29 protein-coding genes are annotated in these 13,182 nt (G+C 68.8%); 4 read left to right on the top strand and 25 right to left on the bottom strand.

The genetic code is table 11. The annotated features are described in order from the left end of the window. Nucleotides 1-75 precede the first annotated feature (75 nt). The 11 genes from ACWY4P_RS40795 to ACWY4P_RS40745 all read right to left on the bottom strand — a co-directional run bounded on the left by ACWY4P_RS40795 (nt 76) and on the right by ACWY4P_RS40745 (nt 5,168). Nucleotides 76-264: a hypothetical protein gene (locus tag ACWY4P_RS40795; protein ID WP_456205729.1), complete on the bottom strand. Its 189-nt coding sequence runs from the start codon at nt 262-264 to the stop codon at nt 76-78. A 187-nt stretch (nt 265-451) separates the two neighbouring features. Then, nucleotides 452-1,558 (bottom strand): hypothetical protein, encoded by a 1,107-nt coding sequence (locus ACWY4P_RS40790; protein ID WP_456205728.1) that lies wholly within the window; start codon nt 1,556-1,558, stop codon nt 452-454. 55 nt (nt 1,559-1,613) lie between these two features. Continuing rightward, complete coding sequence (locus ACWY4P_RS40785) at nt 1,614-2,063, bottom strand: hypothetical protein (RefSeq protein WP_456205727.1); 450 nt, start codon at nt 2,061-2,063, stop codon at nt 1,614-1,616. A gap of 30 nt (nt 2,064-2,093) precedes the next feature. Continuing rightward, nucleotides 2,094-2,474, bottom strand: a complete 381-nt coding sequence (locus tag ACWY4P_RS40780) for a RapZ C-terminal domain-containing protein (protein WP_456205726.1) — start codon at nt 2,472-2,474, stop codon at nt 2,094-2,096. A gap of 18 nt (nt 2,475-2,492) precedes the next feature. Beyond that, nucleotides 2,493-2,744 (bottom strand): hypothetical protein, encoded by a 252-nt coding sequence (locus tag ACWY4P_RS40775; protein ID WP_456205725.1) that lies wholly within the window; start codon nt 2,742-2,744, stop codon nt 2,493-2,495. Nucleotides 2,745-2,766: 22 nt separating this feature from the next. Continuing rightward, complete coding sequence (locus tag ACWY4P_RS40770; RefSeq protein ID WP_456205724.1) at nt 2,767-3,234, bottom strand: hypothetical protein; 468 nt, start codon at nt 3,232-3,234, stop codon at nt 2,767-2,769. A 148-nt stretch (nt 3,235-3,382) separates the two neighbouring features. Beyond that, the gene (locus ACWY4P_RS40765) at nt 3,383-3,766 is read right to left on the bottom strand and encodes a hypothetical protein (RefSeq protein WP_456205723.1); all 384 of its coding nucleotides are present in this window, start codon (nt 3,764-3,766) and stop codon (nt 3,383-3,385) included. Nucleotides 3,767-4,043: 277 nt separating this feature from the next. Then, nucleotides 4,044-4,196, bottom strand: a complete 153-nt coding sequence (locus tag ACWY4P_RS40760) for a hypothetical protein (RefSeq protein ID WP_456205722.1) — start codon at nt 4,194-4,196, stop codon at nt 4,044-4,046. Further along, a complete protein-coding gene (locus ACWY4P_RS40755) occupies nt 4,193-4,789 on the bottom strand; it encodes a DUF6197 family protein (protein ID WP_456205721.1) in 597 nt (198 codons plus the stop codon). The genes ACWY4P_RS40760 and ACWY4P_RS40755 overlap by 4 nt, the downstream gene beginning before the upstream one ends. Further along, nucleotides 4,789-4,956 carry a hypothetical protein gene (locus tag ACWY4P_RS40750; RefSeq protein WP_456205720.1) on the bottom strand — a complete coding sequence of 56 codons (168 nt, stop codon included), beginning with the start codon at nt 4,954-4,956 and terminating at the stop codon, nt 4,789-4,791. The genes ACWY4P_RS40755 and ACWY4P_RS40750 overlap by 1 nt, the downstream gene beginning before the upstream one ends. Continuing rightward, on the bottom strand, nt 4,956-5,168 hold the full coding sequence (locus ACWY4P_RS40745) for a hypothetical protein (RefSeq protein ID WP_456205719.1): 213 nt from the start codon (nt 5,166-5,168) through the stop codon (nt 4,956-4,958). Before ACWY4P_RS40745 ends, ACWY4P_RS40750 begins: the two co-directional genes overlap by 1 nt. Before the next feature lie 545 nt (nt 5,169-5,713). Between ACWY4P_RS40745 and ACWY4P_RS40740 the strand changes: the two genes are divergently transcribed. The 3 genes from ACWY4P_RS40740 (at nt 5,714) to ACWY4P_RS40730 (ending at nt 7,331) form a co-directional block, all read left to right on the top strand. Next, nucleotides 5,714-6,349, top strand: coding sequence for an NUDIX domain-containing protein (locus tag ACWY4P_RS40740; RefSeq protein WP_456205718.1), 636 nt, complete (start codon nt 5,714-5,716; stop codon nt 6,347-6,349). A 44-nt stretch (nt 6,350-6,393) separates the two neighbouring features. After that, nucleotides 6,394-6,789: an NUDIX hydrolase gene (locus ACWY4P_RS40735; RefSeq protein WP_456213223.1), complete on the top strand. Its 396-nt coding sequence runs from the start codon at nt 6,394-6,396 to the stop codon at nt 6,787-6,789. A gap of 209 nt (nt 6,790-6,998) precedes the next feature. Beyond that, on the top strand, nt 6,999-7,331 hold the full coding sequence (locus tag ACWY4P_RS40730; protein WP_456205717.1) for a DUF6907 domain-containing protein: 333 nt from the start codon (nt 6,999-7,001) through the stop codon (nt 7,329-7,331). 84 nt (nt 7,332-7,415) lie between these two features. Here the strand turns inward: ACWY4P_RS40730 and ACWY4P_RS40725 are convergent, their stop codons facing one another. Beyond that, nucleotides 7,416-8,240: a hypothetical protein gene (locus ACWY4P_RS40725; protein ID WP_456205716.1), complete on the bottom strand. Its 825-nt coding sequence runs from the start codon at nt 8,238-8,240 to the stop codon at nt 7,416-7,418. Nucleotides 8,241-8,419: 179 nt separating this feature from the next. Between ACWY4P_RS40725 and ACWY4P_RS40720 the strand changes: the two genes are divergently transcribed. Continuing rightward, entirely contained in the window at nt 8,420-8,584 is a 165-nt protein-coding gene (locus tag ACWY4P_RS40720; protein ID WP_456205715.1) for a hypothetical protein, read from the top strand. A 441-nt stretch (nt 8,585-9,025) separates the two neighbouring features. Here ACWY4P_RS40720 and ACWY4P_RS40715 read toward each other — a convergent pair whose 3' ends face one another. From ACWY4P_RS40715 to ACWY4P_RS40655, 13 genes are all read right to left on the bottom strand, one after another. After that, the gene (locus ACWY4P_RS40715; protein ID WP_456205713.1) at nt 9,026-9,271 is read right to left on the bottom strand and encodes a hypothetical protein; all 246 of its coding nucleotides are present in this window, start codon (nt 9,269-9,271) and stop codon (nt 9,026-9,028) included. Nucleotides 9,272-9,289: 18 nt separating this feature from the next. Beyond that, nucleotides 9,290-9,583: a hypothetical protein gene (locus ACWY4P_RS40710; protein ID WP_456205712.1), complete on the bottom strand. Its 294-nt coding sequence runs from the start codon at nt 9,581-9,583 to the stop codon at nt 9,290-9,292. 78 nt (nt 9,584-9,661) lie between these two features. Beyond that, a complete protein-coding gene (locus ACWY4P_RS40705) occupies nt 9,662-9,877 on the bottom strand; it encodes a DUF6011 domain-containing protein (RefSeq protein WP_456205711.1) in 216 nt (71 codons plus the stop codon). A 13-nt stretch (nt 9,878-9,890) separates the two neighbouring features. After that, nucleotides 9,891-10,178, bottom strand: coding sequence for a hypothetical protein (locus ACWY4P_RS40700; RefSeq protein WP_456205709.1), 288 nt, complete (start codon nt 10,176-10,178; stop codon nt 9,891-9,893). 26 nt (nt 10,179-10,204) lie between these two features. Beyond that, complete coding sequence (locus tag ACWY4P_RS40695) at nt 10,205-10,723, bottom strand: hypothetical protein (protein WP_456205708.1); 519 nt, start codon at nt 10,721-10,723, stop codon at nt 10,205-10,207. Further along, nucleotides 10,720-11,049, bottom strand: a complete 330-nt coding sequence (locus tag ACWY4P_RS40690; protein WP_456205707.1) for a hypothetical protein — start codon at nt 11,047-11,049, stop codon at nt 10,720-10,722. Before ACWY4P_RS40690 ends, ACWY4P_RS40695 begins: the two co-directional genes overlap by 4 nt. After that, entirely contained in the window at nt 11,046-11,276 is a 231-nt protein-coding gene (locus tag ACWY4P_RS40685) for a hypothetical protein (RefSeq protein ID WP_456205706.1), read from the bottom strand. Before ACWY4P_RS40685 ends, ACWY4P_RS40690 begins: the two co-directional genes overlap by 4 nt. 33 nt (nt 11,277-11,309) lie before the next feature. Further along, on the bottom strand, nt 11,310-11,633 hold the full coding sequence (locus tag ACWY4P_RS40680) for a hypothetical protein (RefSeq protein ID WP_456205704.1): 324 nt from the start codon (nt 11,631-11,633) through the stop codon (nt 11,310-11,312). Continuing rightward, nucleotides 11,624-11,917, bottom strand: coding sequence for a hypothetical protein (locus tag ACWY4P_RS40675; protein ID WP_456205703.1), 294 nt, complete (start codon nt 11,915-11,917; stop codon nt 11,624-11,626). Before ACWY4P_RS40675 ends, ACWY4P_RS40680 begins: the two co-directional genes overlap by 10 nt. Before the next feature lie 16 nt (nt 11,918-11,933). After that, nucleotides 11,934-12,113, bottom strand: coding sequence for a hypothetical protein (locus tag ACWY4P_RS40670; protein ID WP_456205702.1), 180 nt, complete (start codon nt 12,111-12,113; stop codon nt 11,934-11,936). A 56-nt stretch (nt 12,114-12,169) separates the two neighbouring features. Further along, entirely contained in the window at nt 12,170-12,388 is a 219-nt protein-coding gene (locus tag ACWY4P_RS40665) for a hypothetical protein (protein WP_456205701.1), read from the bottom strand. Between the two features lie 46 nt (nt 12,389-12,434). Further along, complete coding sequence (locus tag ACWY4P_RS40660; RefSeq protein WP_456205700.1) at nt 12,435-12,671, bottom strand: hypothetical protein; 237 nt, start codon at nt 12,669-12,671, stop codon at nt 12,435-12,437. An 85-nt stretch (nt 12,672-12,756) separates the two neighbouring features. Further along, nucleotides 12,757-13,128 (bottom strand): hypothetical protein, encoded by a 372-nt coding sequence (locus ACWY4P_RS40655; protein ID WP_456205699.1) that lies wholly within the window; start codon nt 13,126-13,128, stop codon nt 12,757-12,759. Nucleotides 13,129-13,182 lie beyond the last annotated feature (54 nt).

The raw sequence follows: 13,182 nt of genomic DNA, 5'->3' as shown, positions 1-13,182 counted from the left end.
CGCCTCGTGCGCGCACGTGCGCGCGTAGCACGCGGAGAGTTCACTTGTCACCCGGGTGAATGAACGAGTGAATGATCACGTTGAGTAGCGGTCGGTGATGGCCTGGAGGGCATCACCGACCTCCCGCCACGCGCGGTTCGCCACCACCGGATCGAGGTCGCGCAGGATGCTGCGCAGACGGTCCAGCCGACGGATCGCCCCCGTCTTCGGGGAGACGCGGTCCTTCTGCTTGATCTCCTTGGGCCAGTACGTGGCTCCGCGCACGGCTGTCCTCCTTTCGCTACTTGGCTGCTAGGTCTGGTCCGGGTCTGCTCGCCGGGTCTGCGAACGTTCCGCTCACCGGGTCACTCACCGGTCTGATCTGCGGTTTTGCTGGGTTCGACTGCTTCCGGCAGTCTCGGCGAGGGCCAGCCGGTGGGTGCCTGGTCCTCGCTGGGAGCGCCGGACATCGTCACCGGCCCTGGGGGCTGGCTTCGGCTTCGTTGGTCTCGATCTCGCTCCAGATGCGGCGGACGCGCTCCTCGCGCCCGTTGAACCCGGCGGCGCGGAATTCCTTCTGTGCCTGCCGGTAGGAGCGGGGCGGTTCCATGCCGTACCGCAGCCAGCGGATCACCACGGCAAGCTGTTCGTCGGAGAGCCTCGAGTCCGGCTTCGGCAGTTCGACCCCGGCGATGTCGGCGAGATCCTGGAGGGTCATGCCGTCCTCTATCGGGGCCTGGTCACGCCCCTCACCGGTGTCCGTTTCGTCCACAGTCACGGGCGGAATGGTCACGGGCTCAATTTCCGGGGTGTCCTGTGTGACCACACTGTGACCACCCAGCTCGGCCGAGGCGTCTCCGCCGACTGTGACCATCGGCGGGGTCACGGTCAGCGCGAGGTCGCGAGTGGTGAACGCCAGGGCCGCCTTGCCGTGCTTCTTCTCGGACTCCTGCAGGCGCTCCTCGGCCTTCGAGCGCGCCTTGTTGATCTTCGCCTGCGCCTTGGTCAAAACCTCGGAACGCCCAATCTGCCGCGTCATCTCGGCGAGGTGCCCGGCCGTCTCGGTGAAGACGTCCGTGGTCGCCTCGGACCGCAGATGCCGAGCCTCCGCGGCGGCCAGGGCGCGGGCGTTGCGGTCGTCTGCGGACTGCTCGGCGATCCGCGCCGCCGTGGCGGGGTCGGCCAGGACGTTCCCGGCGAACAGGCGCAGGCCCATGAACAGGGCGGCGGCGACCGGCACGAAGGCAAAGACCTTCGCGTGGCCGAGGATCAGCAGGATCGTCGACGACACGCCGACCGCCACGGCCGACAGGCCGAGCATGACGGCCATGCCGACGGTGGACCGCTGCCGGATGGCGATCTCGGACATGCGCAGCGCGCCGATCCACAGGGCGTCGTACACGATGGCGATCGCCCAGGCGACGACTGTGCCGACCTTGCCGTGCAGGCCGATCATCTCGCCCAGTTGGCCGCCCACCGTGACGCCGACCAGCGCCAGCGAGGCGACCGTCAACAGCTTCTCGATGAGAGCGAACACGTCCAGACGGCGGCCGAACCCCTGGAGCCAGGTGGGGATCATGACTCCTCCTCGGCGGTCGTTGTGGGGGTCATCGGTACTCAGTCCTTTCAAGTGGTCAGCGGGCGATGATGGCGGCGGCGATGAGGTGCCAGGCGCGGTGCCAGGCCTGGTCGAGGTGGGGCCCGGCGCCGGGGTCGTTCTGGATCCAGCCCTGCTTGCCGAAGCGGTGGGCCAAGCGGACGAGGAACGTGGTGGGCTCCGCGTCCTTCCAGTGGCCGCCGGACCGGTCGGCGATGTAGTGGGTTGCGGCGGCGAGGGCGAGCCCGGTAGCGAGGCGTCGGGGCTTGATGTCGAGGTCGAGGAGCCGGTTGGCCGCCACAAGGGCCACGCCGAGGTGGGCGGTGTGGCTGGCAACATGCCGGGCGCACGCGGCCCGACCCTCAGCGCCGGGCAGGCCCTTCGCCTTCGCGTCGGTGTCCCGCTGGCCCCAATAGTCGGCCCAGGTGTGAGCGTGGTCGAAGATGACGGCGACGGCTGCGGTACGGGCGGCTCGGGACGGGGTCACTGGGATCGGTGTCCTTCCTGTGCGGAGTGGTCAGCGGTTGATGACGGGCTTGGCCAGGTCGCGGTGCTTGAGGTCGACGGTCAGTCCGCGGCGGCGGAGGCGTCGGGCGAGGCAGTGGGCGACGGTCGCGGAGCGGTGCCGGCCGCCGACGCATCCGACGGCGATGGTGATCGGCCCGCTGCTGGGGCCCTGGCGGTAGGCGAGGGCCTGGTGGACGGTGGCGGTGAGGAGGGGCCGGATGCCGGGGGTGTTGAGGACGGCGTCCCGGACGGGCTTGTCGTGGGCGGTGAGGCCGCGGAGCTGGGGGTTGATGTGGGGGTCGCGGAAGTGGTGCCGGAGGTCGAGGGTCAGGTGAGCCTGAGGCGGGGCGTCGTGGCCGTAGCCGAAGGATTCGATGGTGATGTCGGGCATCGTCGGGTTCCTTCCGGGTCAGGCTGCGAGTCGGTGGGAGCGGAGGGCTCGGCGGGCGGTGCGCTGGCGGCGGGCCTGGTCGCGCTGGGCGAGGCGGATGGTGGCTGCGGCGGCCCACAGGCCGGCGCAGCGGGCGAGGTCTCGCTGGGCGGTCGCGTCGGGGAGTTCGTCCACGTGCTGGATGGCGGCGAGGTCTTGGCAGGTCTCGAAGTCGGCGGCGCCCCATGTGCGGGGGTTGTCGGGGGTGGCGCCTGTGTGCTGCGGGGTCATGGCGGTCTCCTGTCTCGGTCGTTCAGCTCAGGGCAGCGCGGGGGGTGTGGTCGGAATCGGCCTGGTCTTCGGTGTCGAGGTCGAGGACCAGGGCGAGGAGGTCCCAGGGGCTGCCGGGCTTGAGGCCCTGGCGGCGGGCCTCGGTGTACATGTGGCGGAGCGCGCCGTGTGCGATGGCGGCTCGGACGGTCGCGCCGCGCTCGGTGTCGGCGGCGTCCGCGCGGATGCGGTCGAGGTCGGCGCGCATCTCGGCGGTGATCTCGGCGTCGGCGCGTGCCTCGTTGCGCTCGCGATCGGCCTGGATGCGGTCGGCGTGTGCTTGGGCGAGGTCGCGGAGCAGGTCCTCGACGACGGCCTCTGCGCGGATGGCGGAGTCCGTTGCGGTGTCGGCTTCGGTCCGGGCCGCGTTGAGCTCGACGCGTAACTCCTGCAGCTCGGCGCGGTCGCGGTGGAGGTGGCGGAGTTCGACGGTGCGGATGATGCGGTACACGGGGTCTCCTCGTGTGGACGGTTCGGTCGGTGGGTGGTCTGGTCGGTCTCGGCGCCCACCAGTTGGGGGTGGCTGGTGGGCTTCGAGGCCGGCCGGGCCGGGTGGTGGGGCCCGCCTGTCGGCTCAGCGGGCCCCACCCGGTAGGTGGTCAGGTGGTGGGGCGGGGGATGGCCCGGCACTTCTCGGCATGGGCCTGTGCCCACCTCCGAACTTCGGTCAAAAACGGCGAGGCAACCGGGTTCGGGGTGTGGTCCTTCTCCCACGCGCTGCGGAAGGTTCCGAGCCTCGTGGCGGTCTCCTCTTCGATACACCCCACACAGGAGGCCACGGCTGTCACGTTGACCGTCTTGCGAACGTCAGCTCCGTTGCTGGTGGGTGCGTAAGGAATCCCGTCTTCCACCCTGAAGGACAGGTCGACGGTGGCGCCGGCGACGGTGAGGTAGCGGGCGATGACGTCCTCGGGCCATGTGGTGGACGGCTGGTCGGTGGTGGTGCTGCGCGGGTTGAAGCGGACGCGGGACTTCTGCTCCACGGTGGGTCCTTCCTGGTCAGTCGTTGCGGCGGGTGGGGCCGGAGAGGGCGTAGATGGTGGCGGTGATCCCCGCGAGGAGCAGCGCCAGCGTGATCAGCAGGGGCATCGTGGTGTCCTTTCTGGTCAGTGGCCGTCGATGACGGCGGGATGGTCTGGTCGTGCTCGGCACCCGCCAGTCAGCGCTGGAGAGTCCCGGGAACAACCGGGCCGAGAAGGGGGAGCCGTGCCCGCGGGGCCGCGGGGGTCGGAACATCCCGCGGGCACGACGATCAGGGGGTTAGGCGGCGAGCGCCTGCTTCGACTGGGTCTTCGGCTTGCCGAACCCGGTGCGGTACTCGGCGGCAGCCTGCTGGTGAAGCTTCGCGACCCGCTCCTTCCGGGCCTCCGCCTCGGCCGGCGTCTGCGGCTTCGGATCACGGGTGACCTTCACGACGCCGCCTCCGGCCCGTACCGGCGAGCGAACTCCGCCGTCACCACCAGCAGACTGCGAACCTCACCCCACGTGCGGCCATGCCGCTCCCCCCACGTGCCAGCAGACGCGAAACTGGCCCCGGACTGGGCGCGCAGCACCAGCTCCATACAGTCGAACGCCTTACGACGACTGTCGTGGTCCATGGCGTCGAACGCCTGCTCCAGCGTCAGCCCCGGCTCCGTCTTCTCCACCAGCTCTCGGCCGGAGTCCTTCACCGCCCACGACACCAGGCGAACCAGATACCGCAGCAGCGAACCAGTCGACGCCGACTCGGCTGGCTCCTCCGGAGCCTCGGCCTCCTCGCCAACCCACTCGTAGGAGGTACGGGCCCGATCCCGGCGCCACCCCTCCGACTCCAGGCGGTCACGGGCCGCGTCCAGAACCTGGGCGACCTCCTCGCCTGTGAACAGCAGGCCCGACAGGCCGAACCAGAACCTGGCCTCGGAAGCGCTGAACTGCGCCTCCTTCGCGAGCAGGTCACCCGCCGCTTCCAGGAGCTCCGTGCTCCCCAGTGCGCGCTTCACCGGGTTCGCCGACACGAGGTTGCCCATCAGGCCACCTGCTCTCGGGGCACGATCCGGAAGACGTCCCCGCGCGGCACGTACACGACCTCGACGTCCTCACCCTGCGCCCGCAGGCCGTCGGCGATCCGGTCGAGCATCGGCAGGTTCCGGGAATCCCCGGCGGGCAGCTCACGCATCATCTCGGCGACGGTCATCAGGCCACCGCCTGGATGCCGCGCAGCTCGTCGGCGAGGGAGGCGTCGTGGTTCTTGGCGTCGAGCAGGATGTCCCGCACCAGATCGGTGCGGCCGTCGGCGCGGGCGCCCAGGAAGTGGGCGATGAACGCGGCGCGCGTCTGCGAACGCATCGCGATGCGGGCCGGGTAATCGGCGCGCTCAGGCGCCGCAGTAGAGTTGGCCGTGGCCATCAGGGTCTCCCTAGTCAGGACCTGTTGGTGAGGCCCTGTCTCGGTGTGTGGAAGCCCGAGACGGGGCCGTTTTGCGTGAACCACAGGAGGTGGTGGAAGACACCTCCTTGGTGGCACTCCACCAACATAGACGCATCTATGGACTGGTGGCAATCCACCATGCGAAGATTTCGCCATGCCCCATGGAGTCCACAGAAAGACAGCCCGGACATACCGGCCCGACCCGGAGCAATACGCGCGGGCGCAAGCCGCCGTGGCGTCATTGGACTCCGACATGAACTCGCACATTTGCGCGTTCCTCAGCTGGCTCGTCCACGACACAGACGAACTGCCGCCGAGGCCACCGCACCCAGTGAAGCCCGCCGTTCCCAAGGACGACAGGTAGGGAAACTTCGCCATGGCCCTAGTCAACGGCCCCTGCACGCGCGGAAGAATGTCGTGCGATAGTCACGGCCAGGACGCCAACCGGGGACTACGACACCAGGGCGACAGCACCCCGACACCGCAGCGCCAGACCCGAGCACCCACAGCACGGGAGCCCCATAGTGGACGTCGTTGACACATGGACCGGCCGCACCGCCTGCCTGCTCCAAGAGGCCATGCGGATGACGAACGAGGCGTTCGCAGAGCGTCTCGGCATATCGGTCCGCACGATCTCTCGGTGGCATGCATCCCCCGAGATGACCCACAGGATCGAGGTGCAGCAGATCCTCGACACGGCATACGAGAGGGCTGATGAGGCGGTGCGCAGACGGTTCGCGCTCCTGGCACGCCCCACAGGGGAGACGGTGCAGGCGCAGGCCCTACGGGTAGCGATCGCCGTTGTGGTGCGCGGGAACGATGTTCTGCTCGTCTGCCGCCGCGGGAGCGATGCCCTCACGTGGCAGTTCCCGGCCGGGGTCGTGAAGCCGGGCGCGGCGGCCGAGGCGGTCGCCGTACAGGAGACCCACGCCGAAACAGGGGTTCACTGCTCGGTCCGCCAGCACCTCGGCGGTCGACTGCATCCCGACACCGGCGTGATGGCCGACTATCACCTCTGCGAGTACCTGATGGGCGACGCGACGAACCGCGATCCGCTGGAGAACGCCGACGTCCAATGGGTGCCGCTCGCTGCACTCCCCCGATTTATCCCCGCCGACCGTATCTATCCGCCGATCCTGGAAGCCTTGGAGGCACAGTGACCGAGACCACCGAGCGGCCGGGCATCTCTGCCGCGATCATCGTGATGGACGGCAAGGTGCTCATGGTGCGCCGCGCCGTCAAGGAGGGTCAGCTGTCGTGGCAGTTCCCGGCCGGGGCCATCGAAGCCGGCGAGGGCGCGCAGGACGCGGCAGTGCGGGAGACGCTTGAGGAGACCGGCCTGACCGTCAAGGCGATCCGGCAGATTGGCTACCTGGCGTCGCACCCGAAGTCGGGCCGCGAGATGTTCTACACGGCATGCACGGTCATCGAGGGTGAGGCGCATGTCGCCGACGAGGATGAGCTGGACGCGGTCGCCTGGGTCGCCCACGGGGAGATCTCCGAGTACGTGCCGTATGGCCTGTACGAGCCGGTACAGGAGTACCTGGATGAGGCTCTGTCTGAGGACTCTGAGCCCGAGAAGTCTGGCCCCGCCGAATAGATAACGGCCTCATAACGGCCGGTTGCGGTTGAGCACAAGGACTGCAACCGGAGGACAGATCAGTAGATCCGCAAAGCATGACGGCCGGGTGCTATCAACACCCGGCCGTCGAAGAACCAGCGGGTTCGCGGCCCGCTGATCAAGAAACCTGCTCCTAGCAGAGAAGAGGTTCACCTATGACTGTAGTGGACGAGCGCACCCTCGCGCCTGTGCCAACGGTCACGCGCACCCACCCCACCCCCTGCCCGTCGTGGTGCAAGGACCGGGAGCACCAGAGCAGGCACCACTTTGGGCCGACGTCGACGGCGCACTGGTCGCCCCAGTACCAGGTCGCGAATCGGCGCCCGCTGCCTGACACGATCCCGGTGATCCTGCGGGCCGAACTGTCCCGTATCGACGAAGGCGATCGCCGCGGGGAGACCGTCCTGTACGTGTCGGGCGAGAGCGACATCGACTGCGACCGGGATGAGGCCGACGTTCTGATCGCGGATGTGCGGGCGTTCCTCACCGCGCTCGTCACCATGCGGCGACAGATGGGCTGATAGACCCGCGCTCCGGTCCTCTCGTCGTCCTGGCCGCAGAAGAACGCCCCCACCCGTAGGTGGGGGCGTTTACCTTTGGCTGGTTCAGCTACTTGCCTCGGCTGGGGGCCGGTCGTCGATGACGATGCGGGTCACGCCGGGTTGGGCCTGCTCGCCCTCGGCCTGCTCGGCGGCGCCAGCTGCCTCGACCTTGCGGAGGGCGTCGCCGATGCGCCCGTACACCTTGGCGGCCAGGCGGCGGGTGCCCGGTTCGACATCGGCGTCACGCTGGGTGTGCCAGAGGGCGTCGAGGACGGCGATGAGGGTGCGCCCGGACAGGTCGGCGTCGATGAGGCAGTCTTTCTCGTCGACCGCCCCGGGGAGGCGGAAATGCTCGCCGCGGCTGGATTGGGCGACGAGGAAGTCCCAGGTGTCGCGGTGGCAGGAGATTTCGGCGTAGGCGATGCCGGCGGCGAGGTCGAGGAGCTCATCGAAGTCGTCGGGCTCGGAGGCGCCGGGAACAGCCGGGGTCTGCTGCTCCTCAGCCTGCCCGGCCTCAGCTGCGGCACGTTGGGCCTGCTCGGCAGCGTCTGCCCTCCAGCCTTCGACGGCGGCCCGGAGGTCGGCTATCTCCCGGAGGAGGCGCTCGTCGCTGCGGTTGTCGGCTGCCGCGCGGGTTGTTTCGACGCTGGTGCGTAGCCCGTCAATGCTGGTGCGGAGTCCTTGGATCTCGCTGTGGAGGTTGTCGACTCTGCCGCTGAGAATCTGGGTGGATTCGCTGGTGCGCTGGGTGACTCCGCGGATCTCGTCGGTCACCCCTTGAACGCTGTCGAGTCCCTGTTTGATCGTCTTGGTGAGGGCTTCCTGTAATCCGCCGATCTTCTTCTTCAGGTCCTCGATGGCTTGGAGTACAGCACTGGTTCCGAACACGCATTCCCCCCTTGCTGGTTGCGGTATTCGCCGGAGGAAGGCTCCCCGCGGGGGCATGGGGTGACGCGGCGGGATCCGGCCGATGTGGCCGCCTTGAGCCTGCCTCGACCCGTCACCTATCCGGGTGGACTGCCGCCCTCGAGACCACCTACCTTGCCGTGGCCCGCCATGCTGCGGGGATGCCTGATGATCCGCACTGTTCGAAGTGCTGCCCGGTGGAGCCGCCGAAGAAGCCTGAGCCGTGGTCGCCGCCGTTCGGCGTGTATGTGTGGCTGGCGGCGGTGGCTGTGGTGATGGTGGGCGGCTGGGCGCTGATCATGTGGGGGTTGGGCGGCTGGCGGTGAAGTGGGCCTGGACCTGAAGGTTGGCTTCGGTGGGTTAGGCCGAAGCCGGGCACATCGACTACGCGATGATGGGGAGCGTCACCACAAGCCAGATGATGTTAGTCATCAGCCCGATGAGCACGCCCTCGGCAATTCGCTGCCTCCGCTTCACTGCGCTGCCACCCCCTTCCTCTTGACGGATACCGGCTATGGACTCACGTGGAGTCCCTCGGCCAGCCACCGCTTGCACGGTGGCCAGCCTCGGTCCCCTCCCACTCGGGGAAGGGGACCGTGGGGCGACCGGAGTCGCCCGAGCTTCGATATCTGTCGCGAAGAAGTCGTGCGGCAGGACTCTATCGCCCCCCGTAGGTGGACGAAGCGATTCCGGCAAAGCGAACTTCATGGGAAGTTGGGCGCAGCAAAAGGCCCCCGACCGTCGCGGTCGGGGGCTTCAGTGCGGCCCTACCCGAGGTACTTGAGGTCGAGGATGCGTACCCGCTGCACCGGGTGCTTGAAGACGAGCAGGACGGCTCGGGTGTAGTCCAGGATGAGGAGGCGCTTGATGTCGCCGTCGCCCGCGTGGGGCGTGGTGTGCGCGTAGGGGTCCTCGCAGACGGCGAGGATGGCGCGGTCGAATTCGACCCTGGCGTCGTCGGGGAGCGAGTCCCAGACGGCCTCTACGCCAGGCGGGTAACGGAGCGAGTACACGCCGTATAGCGTGCCAGGTCAGGCGGCTCCGCGTGCGCCGATTCGGTCAGCTACTTCCCGAAGCCGCTGGTCGCCGTCGATCCACTCGCCGGGAGGCTCTTCGCCACGGATTTCATGCGCAATGACCTCGTCTGCTTGTTCGATGGCCGCGACTGTGTCCTCGGCGATCTGCCGCCACTTCGCGAACACGGGCAGCAGCTTATGAGCCGGCGCCCTGTTGATCTCGCCGAGAAACCGCTGGGCTAGGTCGGGGTCCCCCAGTGCGGCGCTGATGCGTTCGATGGTCCAGGGGGTGGTGGCGCTGTCGCTCATGGCGGGTTGCCCTTCTGCCGTGACTGGGCCCCACGGTATCGAAGGGCGGTATCGCGTGATACCGCTTTGGGGGGTGGGTCATACCCCGGGCAGGGCCTCTTGCTCTACCTCGGACGCGGCGGGCCGTGGCGCGGTCCGCACGGCGAGTTTGTCCCGGCAGCCCTCACCGAGCCCCCACATGCGCGCCTGCCTGCCGCGCAACGGTCGTCCGCACATGCGGCAGGTGACACGAGGACGCCCCGCGGCCGGCTGTTCGAGGCCGGGCAGCGGGGCGGGATCGTCGGGGGTGGGCATGCGGTCCAGAGTCTCACGGGGAGGGCCGGGTGGTGACCAAGCGGTTCCAGGCGGCGAGCCCGGCGACGGCAGCCTGCTCACAGGTTCTCTCCGGTCGAGCTGTCGAAGAGGGTCCGGAGCCGGCAAGCCACCACGCCCAGCCGTTCCGGCCGGACCGGGACACGCCGCCGTAGGAGGGGGCGACCACGACAAGCACCTCGCCGTCGCTGGCCACGACGTGCCAGTGCCGGTCTTCCCGCCAGGTGGGGGCTTTGACGAGGGCCGCAGTTTCGATGACGGCGCGGGCGCGGCGGGCAGACATGCGGCGGCGGGGCTCGATCGTGTGGCTCACTGCTGACCGCCAAACACGTCGGGGTGTTGAGCCTTCCAGTCCTGCCAGTGCTGCATGGGCTCGCCGACGACGGTATGGGTGCGGTCCATGACCTGCTCCAGCGTCATCGCGCCCACCGCGTCCCGGCTGAGGGATCCGGGAGGGCCTGGCGCGAATGTCGGCCCGTAGGTCCACGAGCAGCGGCGGTAGCCCCAGTCGTCGGGCCCGTACTTGATGAAGACGGTCGTGTTGCAGCCGCCGTCCACGTCGAGCGGGCGCTGGGCGAGCTTCCGCTGATAGCTCTCGCGGAAGAAGTACTGAAGGTACTCCTCGATGAACGAGGCAATCATGCGGGCTTCGGCGTCGGTCGGACGCTCGACGCTGCCGAAGGGCGGCCCTTCCAGGGGTCCGGTGGAGGGCTTGAGGTAGGCGGCGACGTACCGCCACTCGGGGTTGAAGCTGTCGACGACGGGAATGCGCAGCTTGGTCAGCGGGTCGTCGCGGTCGGCATCGAACGGCCAAGCGGTGGCGGTCATCGATTCTCCTTGTCGGGCCGGTGGTTGTCGGCGAGCGTCCGCAGCCAGTCGGGCCAGTCGCTGTCCCACTGCGTGTAGTCGGCGTCTTGGCGGTCTCCGGGCTGCCAGCGGTCCCCGACGAGGTTGCCTTCGACTCGGGCGTGCACGCCGGTGACGCGGCCGTCGGCGCGGGTGTAGTGGAGTTCGACCAGCTCGGGCTGGATGGTGCTGTGCCAGCAGTGGACGTAGAGGCGAGGGGCGTCGGTGACGGTCAGCCGGATGGTCTGCACATCGGACCGCACGGTCGCGGTCACGGCCTGCGCGGCACGCTCCAACGAGGCGCTCACTGCTGCTCCCCGGTGTGTCGCCAGCGTCCGGTGTCGTCCACGGCCTGCAAGTCCTCCCTGCGGACCCAGATGTCGCCCACGCGGACGCCCTTCTGCTTGTCGAGGTCGGTCACGGTTTTCCACTCGCCCTGGTGGTACACGCGGTCGCCAGCCAGGAGTTGCGGGGCCGGGGTGCCGTGCAGGGTGGTGCAGCCCTTGATCTTCTTGGCGAGGTCGGCGTTGTTCATTCGTCTTCCTTCTTGTTCGTGAAAGCGTTGCTGTCAGTTGTCGAGGTCGAGTTCGCGGCGGAGCATGCGAAGCGCGGAGGCCCTGGCCCGTTCGCGCATGGCCTGCCGGGAGCGCTGTACGACGTGCTCCGGGATGGGGCGCCCGTTCTCGAGCGCGCGGATCGCGTCGTGGACGTCGAACAGCTGGCTCTCAAGACGGGCGCGGGCGCCTTGCCAGTCGTCCAGCCAACGGGCCGCGCCGAGCTCTGTGAGACCGTCGTTGCTGGCCTCGGCAAGCAGCCGGACGGCCTGCGGGCGGTCCATCTCCCCCGCGTCCACGGCGCGGCCATAGAACTCGACGTCATCGATCAGGGCCACGGCTGGGCCTCCTTGTCGCTGAAGCTGACGGTCATGGCGTCGGGTCCGGGCGCGCCCATCCCGTCCTGCTCCCGCGCCCGGTCATGCACGGCATCGCGCACCCAGCAGACGAGCAGTCCGTTCGGCCGCCGATGCCAGGTGTTGGCGTAGTAGTCCGGGTCGGCCGCCAGGTGTGCGAGCGCCTCGGCCTGGGTGTCGAAGTGGGGGACGTCGCCGTCGGGCGTCGCCGCGTTGCCGCACACGTCGCAGGCGACGATCACGCAGGTGTGTTGGCGGAAGGCCATCAGGGTTCCTCGGGGGTTAGAGGGGTCGTCCGTCGCAGTCGACGTAGCCGTCGATGCTGCGGTGGGGCTGGAAGCAGCCGTCGTGGTCGGCCTCGTCGTCGTGCTCGGCGATGAGCCGGGCGAGTGTGACGTTGTCGCCGATGTTGTGGATCCGCATGAACTCTTCACTGGTCAGCGGCGCGTTCTCGTCGATCATTTGGTTCTCCTCGGTTCGGGCCGTCGGGCGATCAGGCAAGGGCAGGGCGGGATCGGTCAGGGGGTGACTGCGGTGATGGATCGGGGGCGGACGCAATCAACGACGGTGGCGCCGCCCGTGTTCACCAGGGCGAAGCGCATGCCGGGCAGGTCGCGGTTGTCCGTACACCGCAGGCACCGGCAGGGGTGCACGGCGTACTCCCCGTGCAGCTCGGTGAGGGAGCCGTGGTAGCGCACCTTGGTGCCGGGCTCCCAGCGGATCATCGGGTTCAGCATGGCGGGCTCCCTATGCGGGTTGGCGGTACGGCGGGTTTGGGGCTGGTCAGCGGGTGAACTCGTATACGCCGCCCATGTCGTGGCGGTCCGCGCAGATCTGTAGGACGACACGGAGGGGGCGTCCGGCGCGGTCGGTGGTGTCGTAGTCCTGGAGGGTGTCGCCGAGCTTGCGGCAGATGGCGAGGCCCCGCTCGGCGTCCTGGTGGCTCATGGTGTCCCAGACCTGCTGCAGCTCGATGTCGTAGAGGGTGACGGGCCGGGGCTGGGTCGGTGATGCCTGCATGACGGACTCCTCGTGGATTGGTGGTGCGACGGGTGCGGTTGTTGGTGGTGGGTGAGGGCCCGACCCGAAGACCGGGCGGGGTGGATCAGCTGTCGCGGTGTGCGTTGCGGTAGGCGACGAGAGCGTCGATCACGTCGTCGATGCGTCCGGCTTCCAGCGAGTCGAACAGGGCGTCGAGCCGGTGAGGTTCTTTCTGCTCCAGCACCCCGAAGCCCTGGCCAGTCTGGAATTCGATGTCTCCGCATCGGTGCCCGTCGCGCTCTTCGGCTCGCGCGTACATGGCCTTGAGGAGGCGGTGGCGGCGGGCGTCTTCGGCCCTGATTCGGCGCTGATCACGGGGCGAGGGAACCTTGCCGGTGCCCGCACAGGAGAAGCAGTAGTCGGGGCCGCTCACCGTCGGATAGAGGCCAGTGCCATTGCAGCGGCGGCAAGGCCTCTTCGGGTCGAGCAGTTCCACTGCGGTCACCCCTTGATCGATTCTCCGGAACCACAGGGAGCGATCGGCAACTTG

The organism is Streptomyces sp. LZ34, from assembly GCF_053890475.1.
The sequence above is the reverse complement of the archived record's forward strand: the minus strand, read 5'-3'. Positions and strand labels throughout refer to the sequence as shown.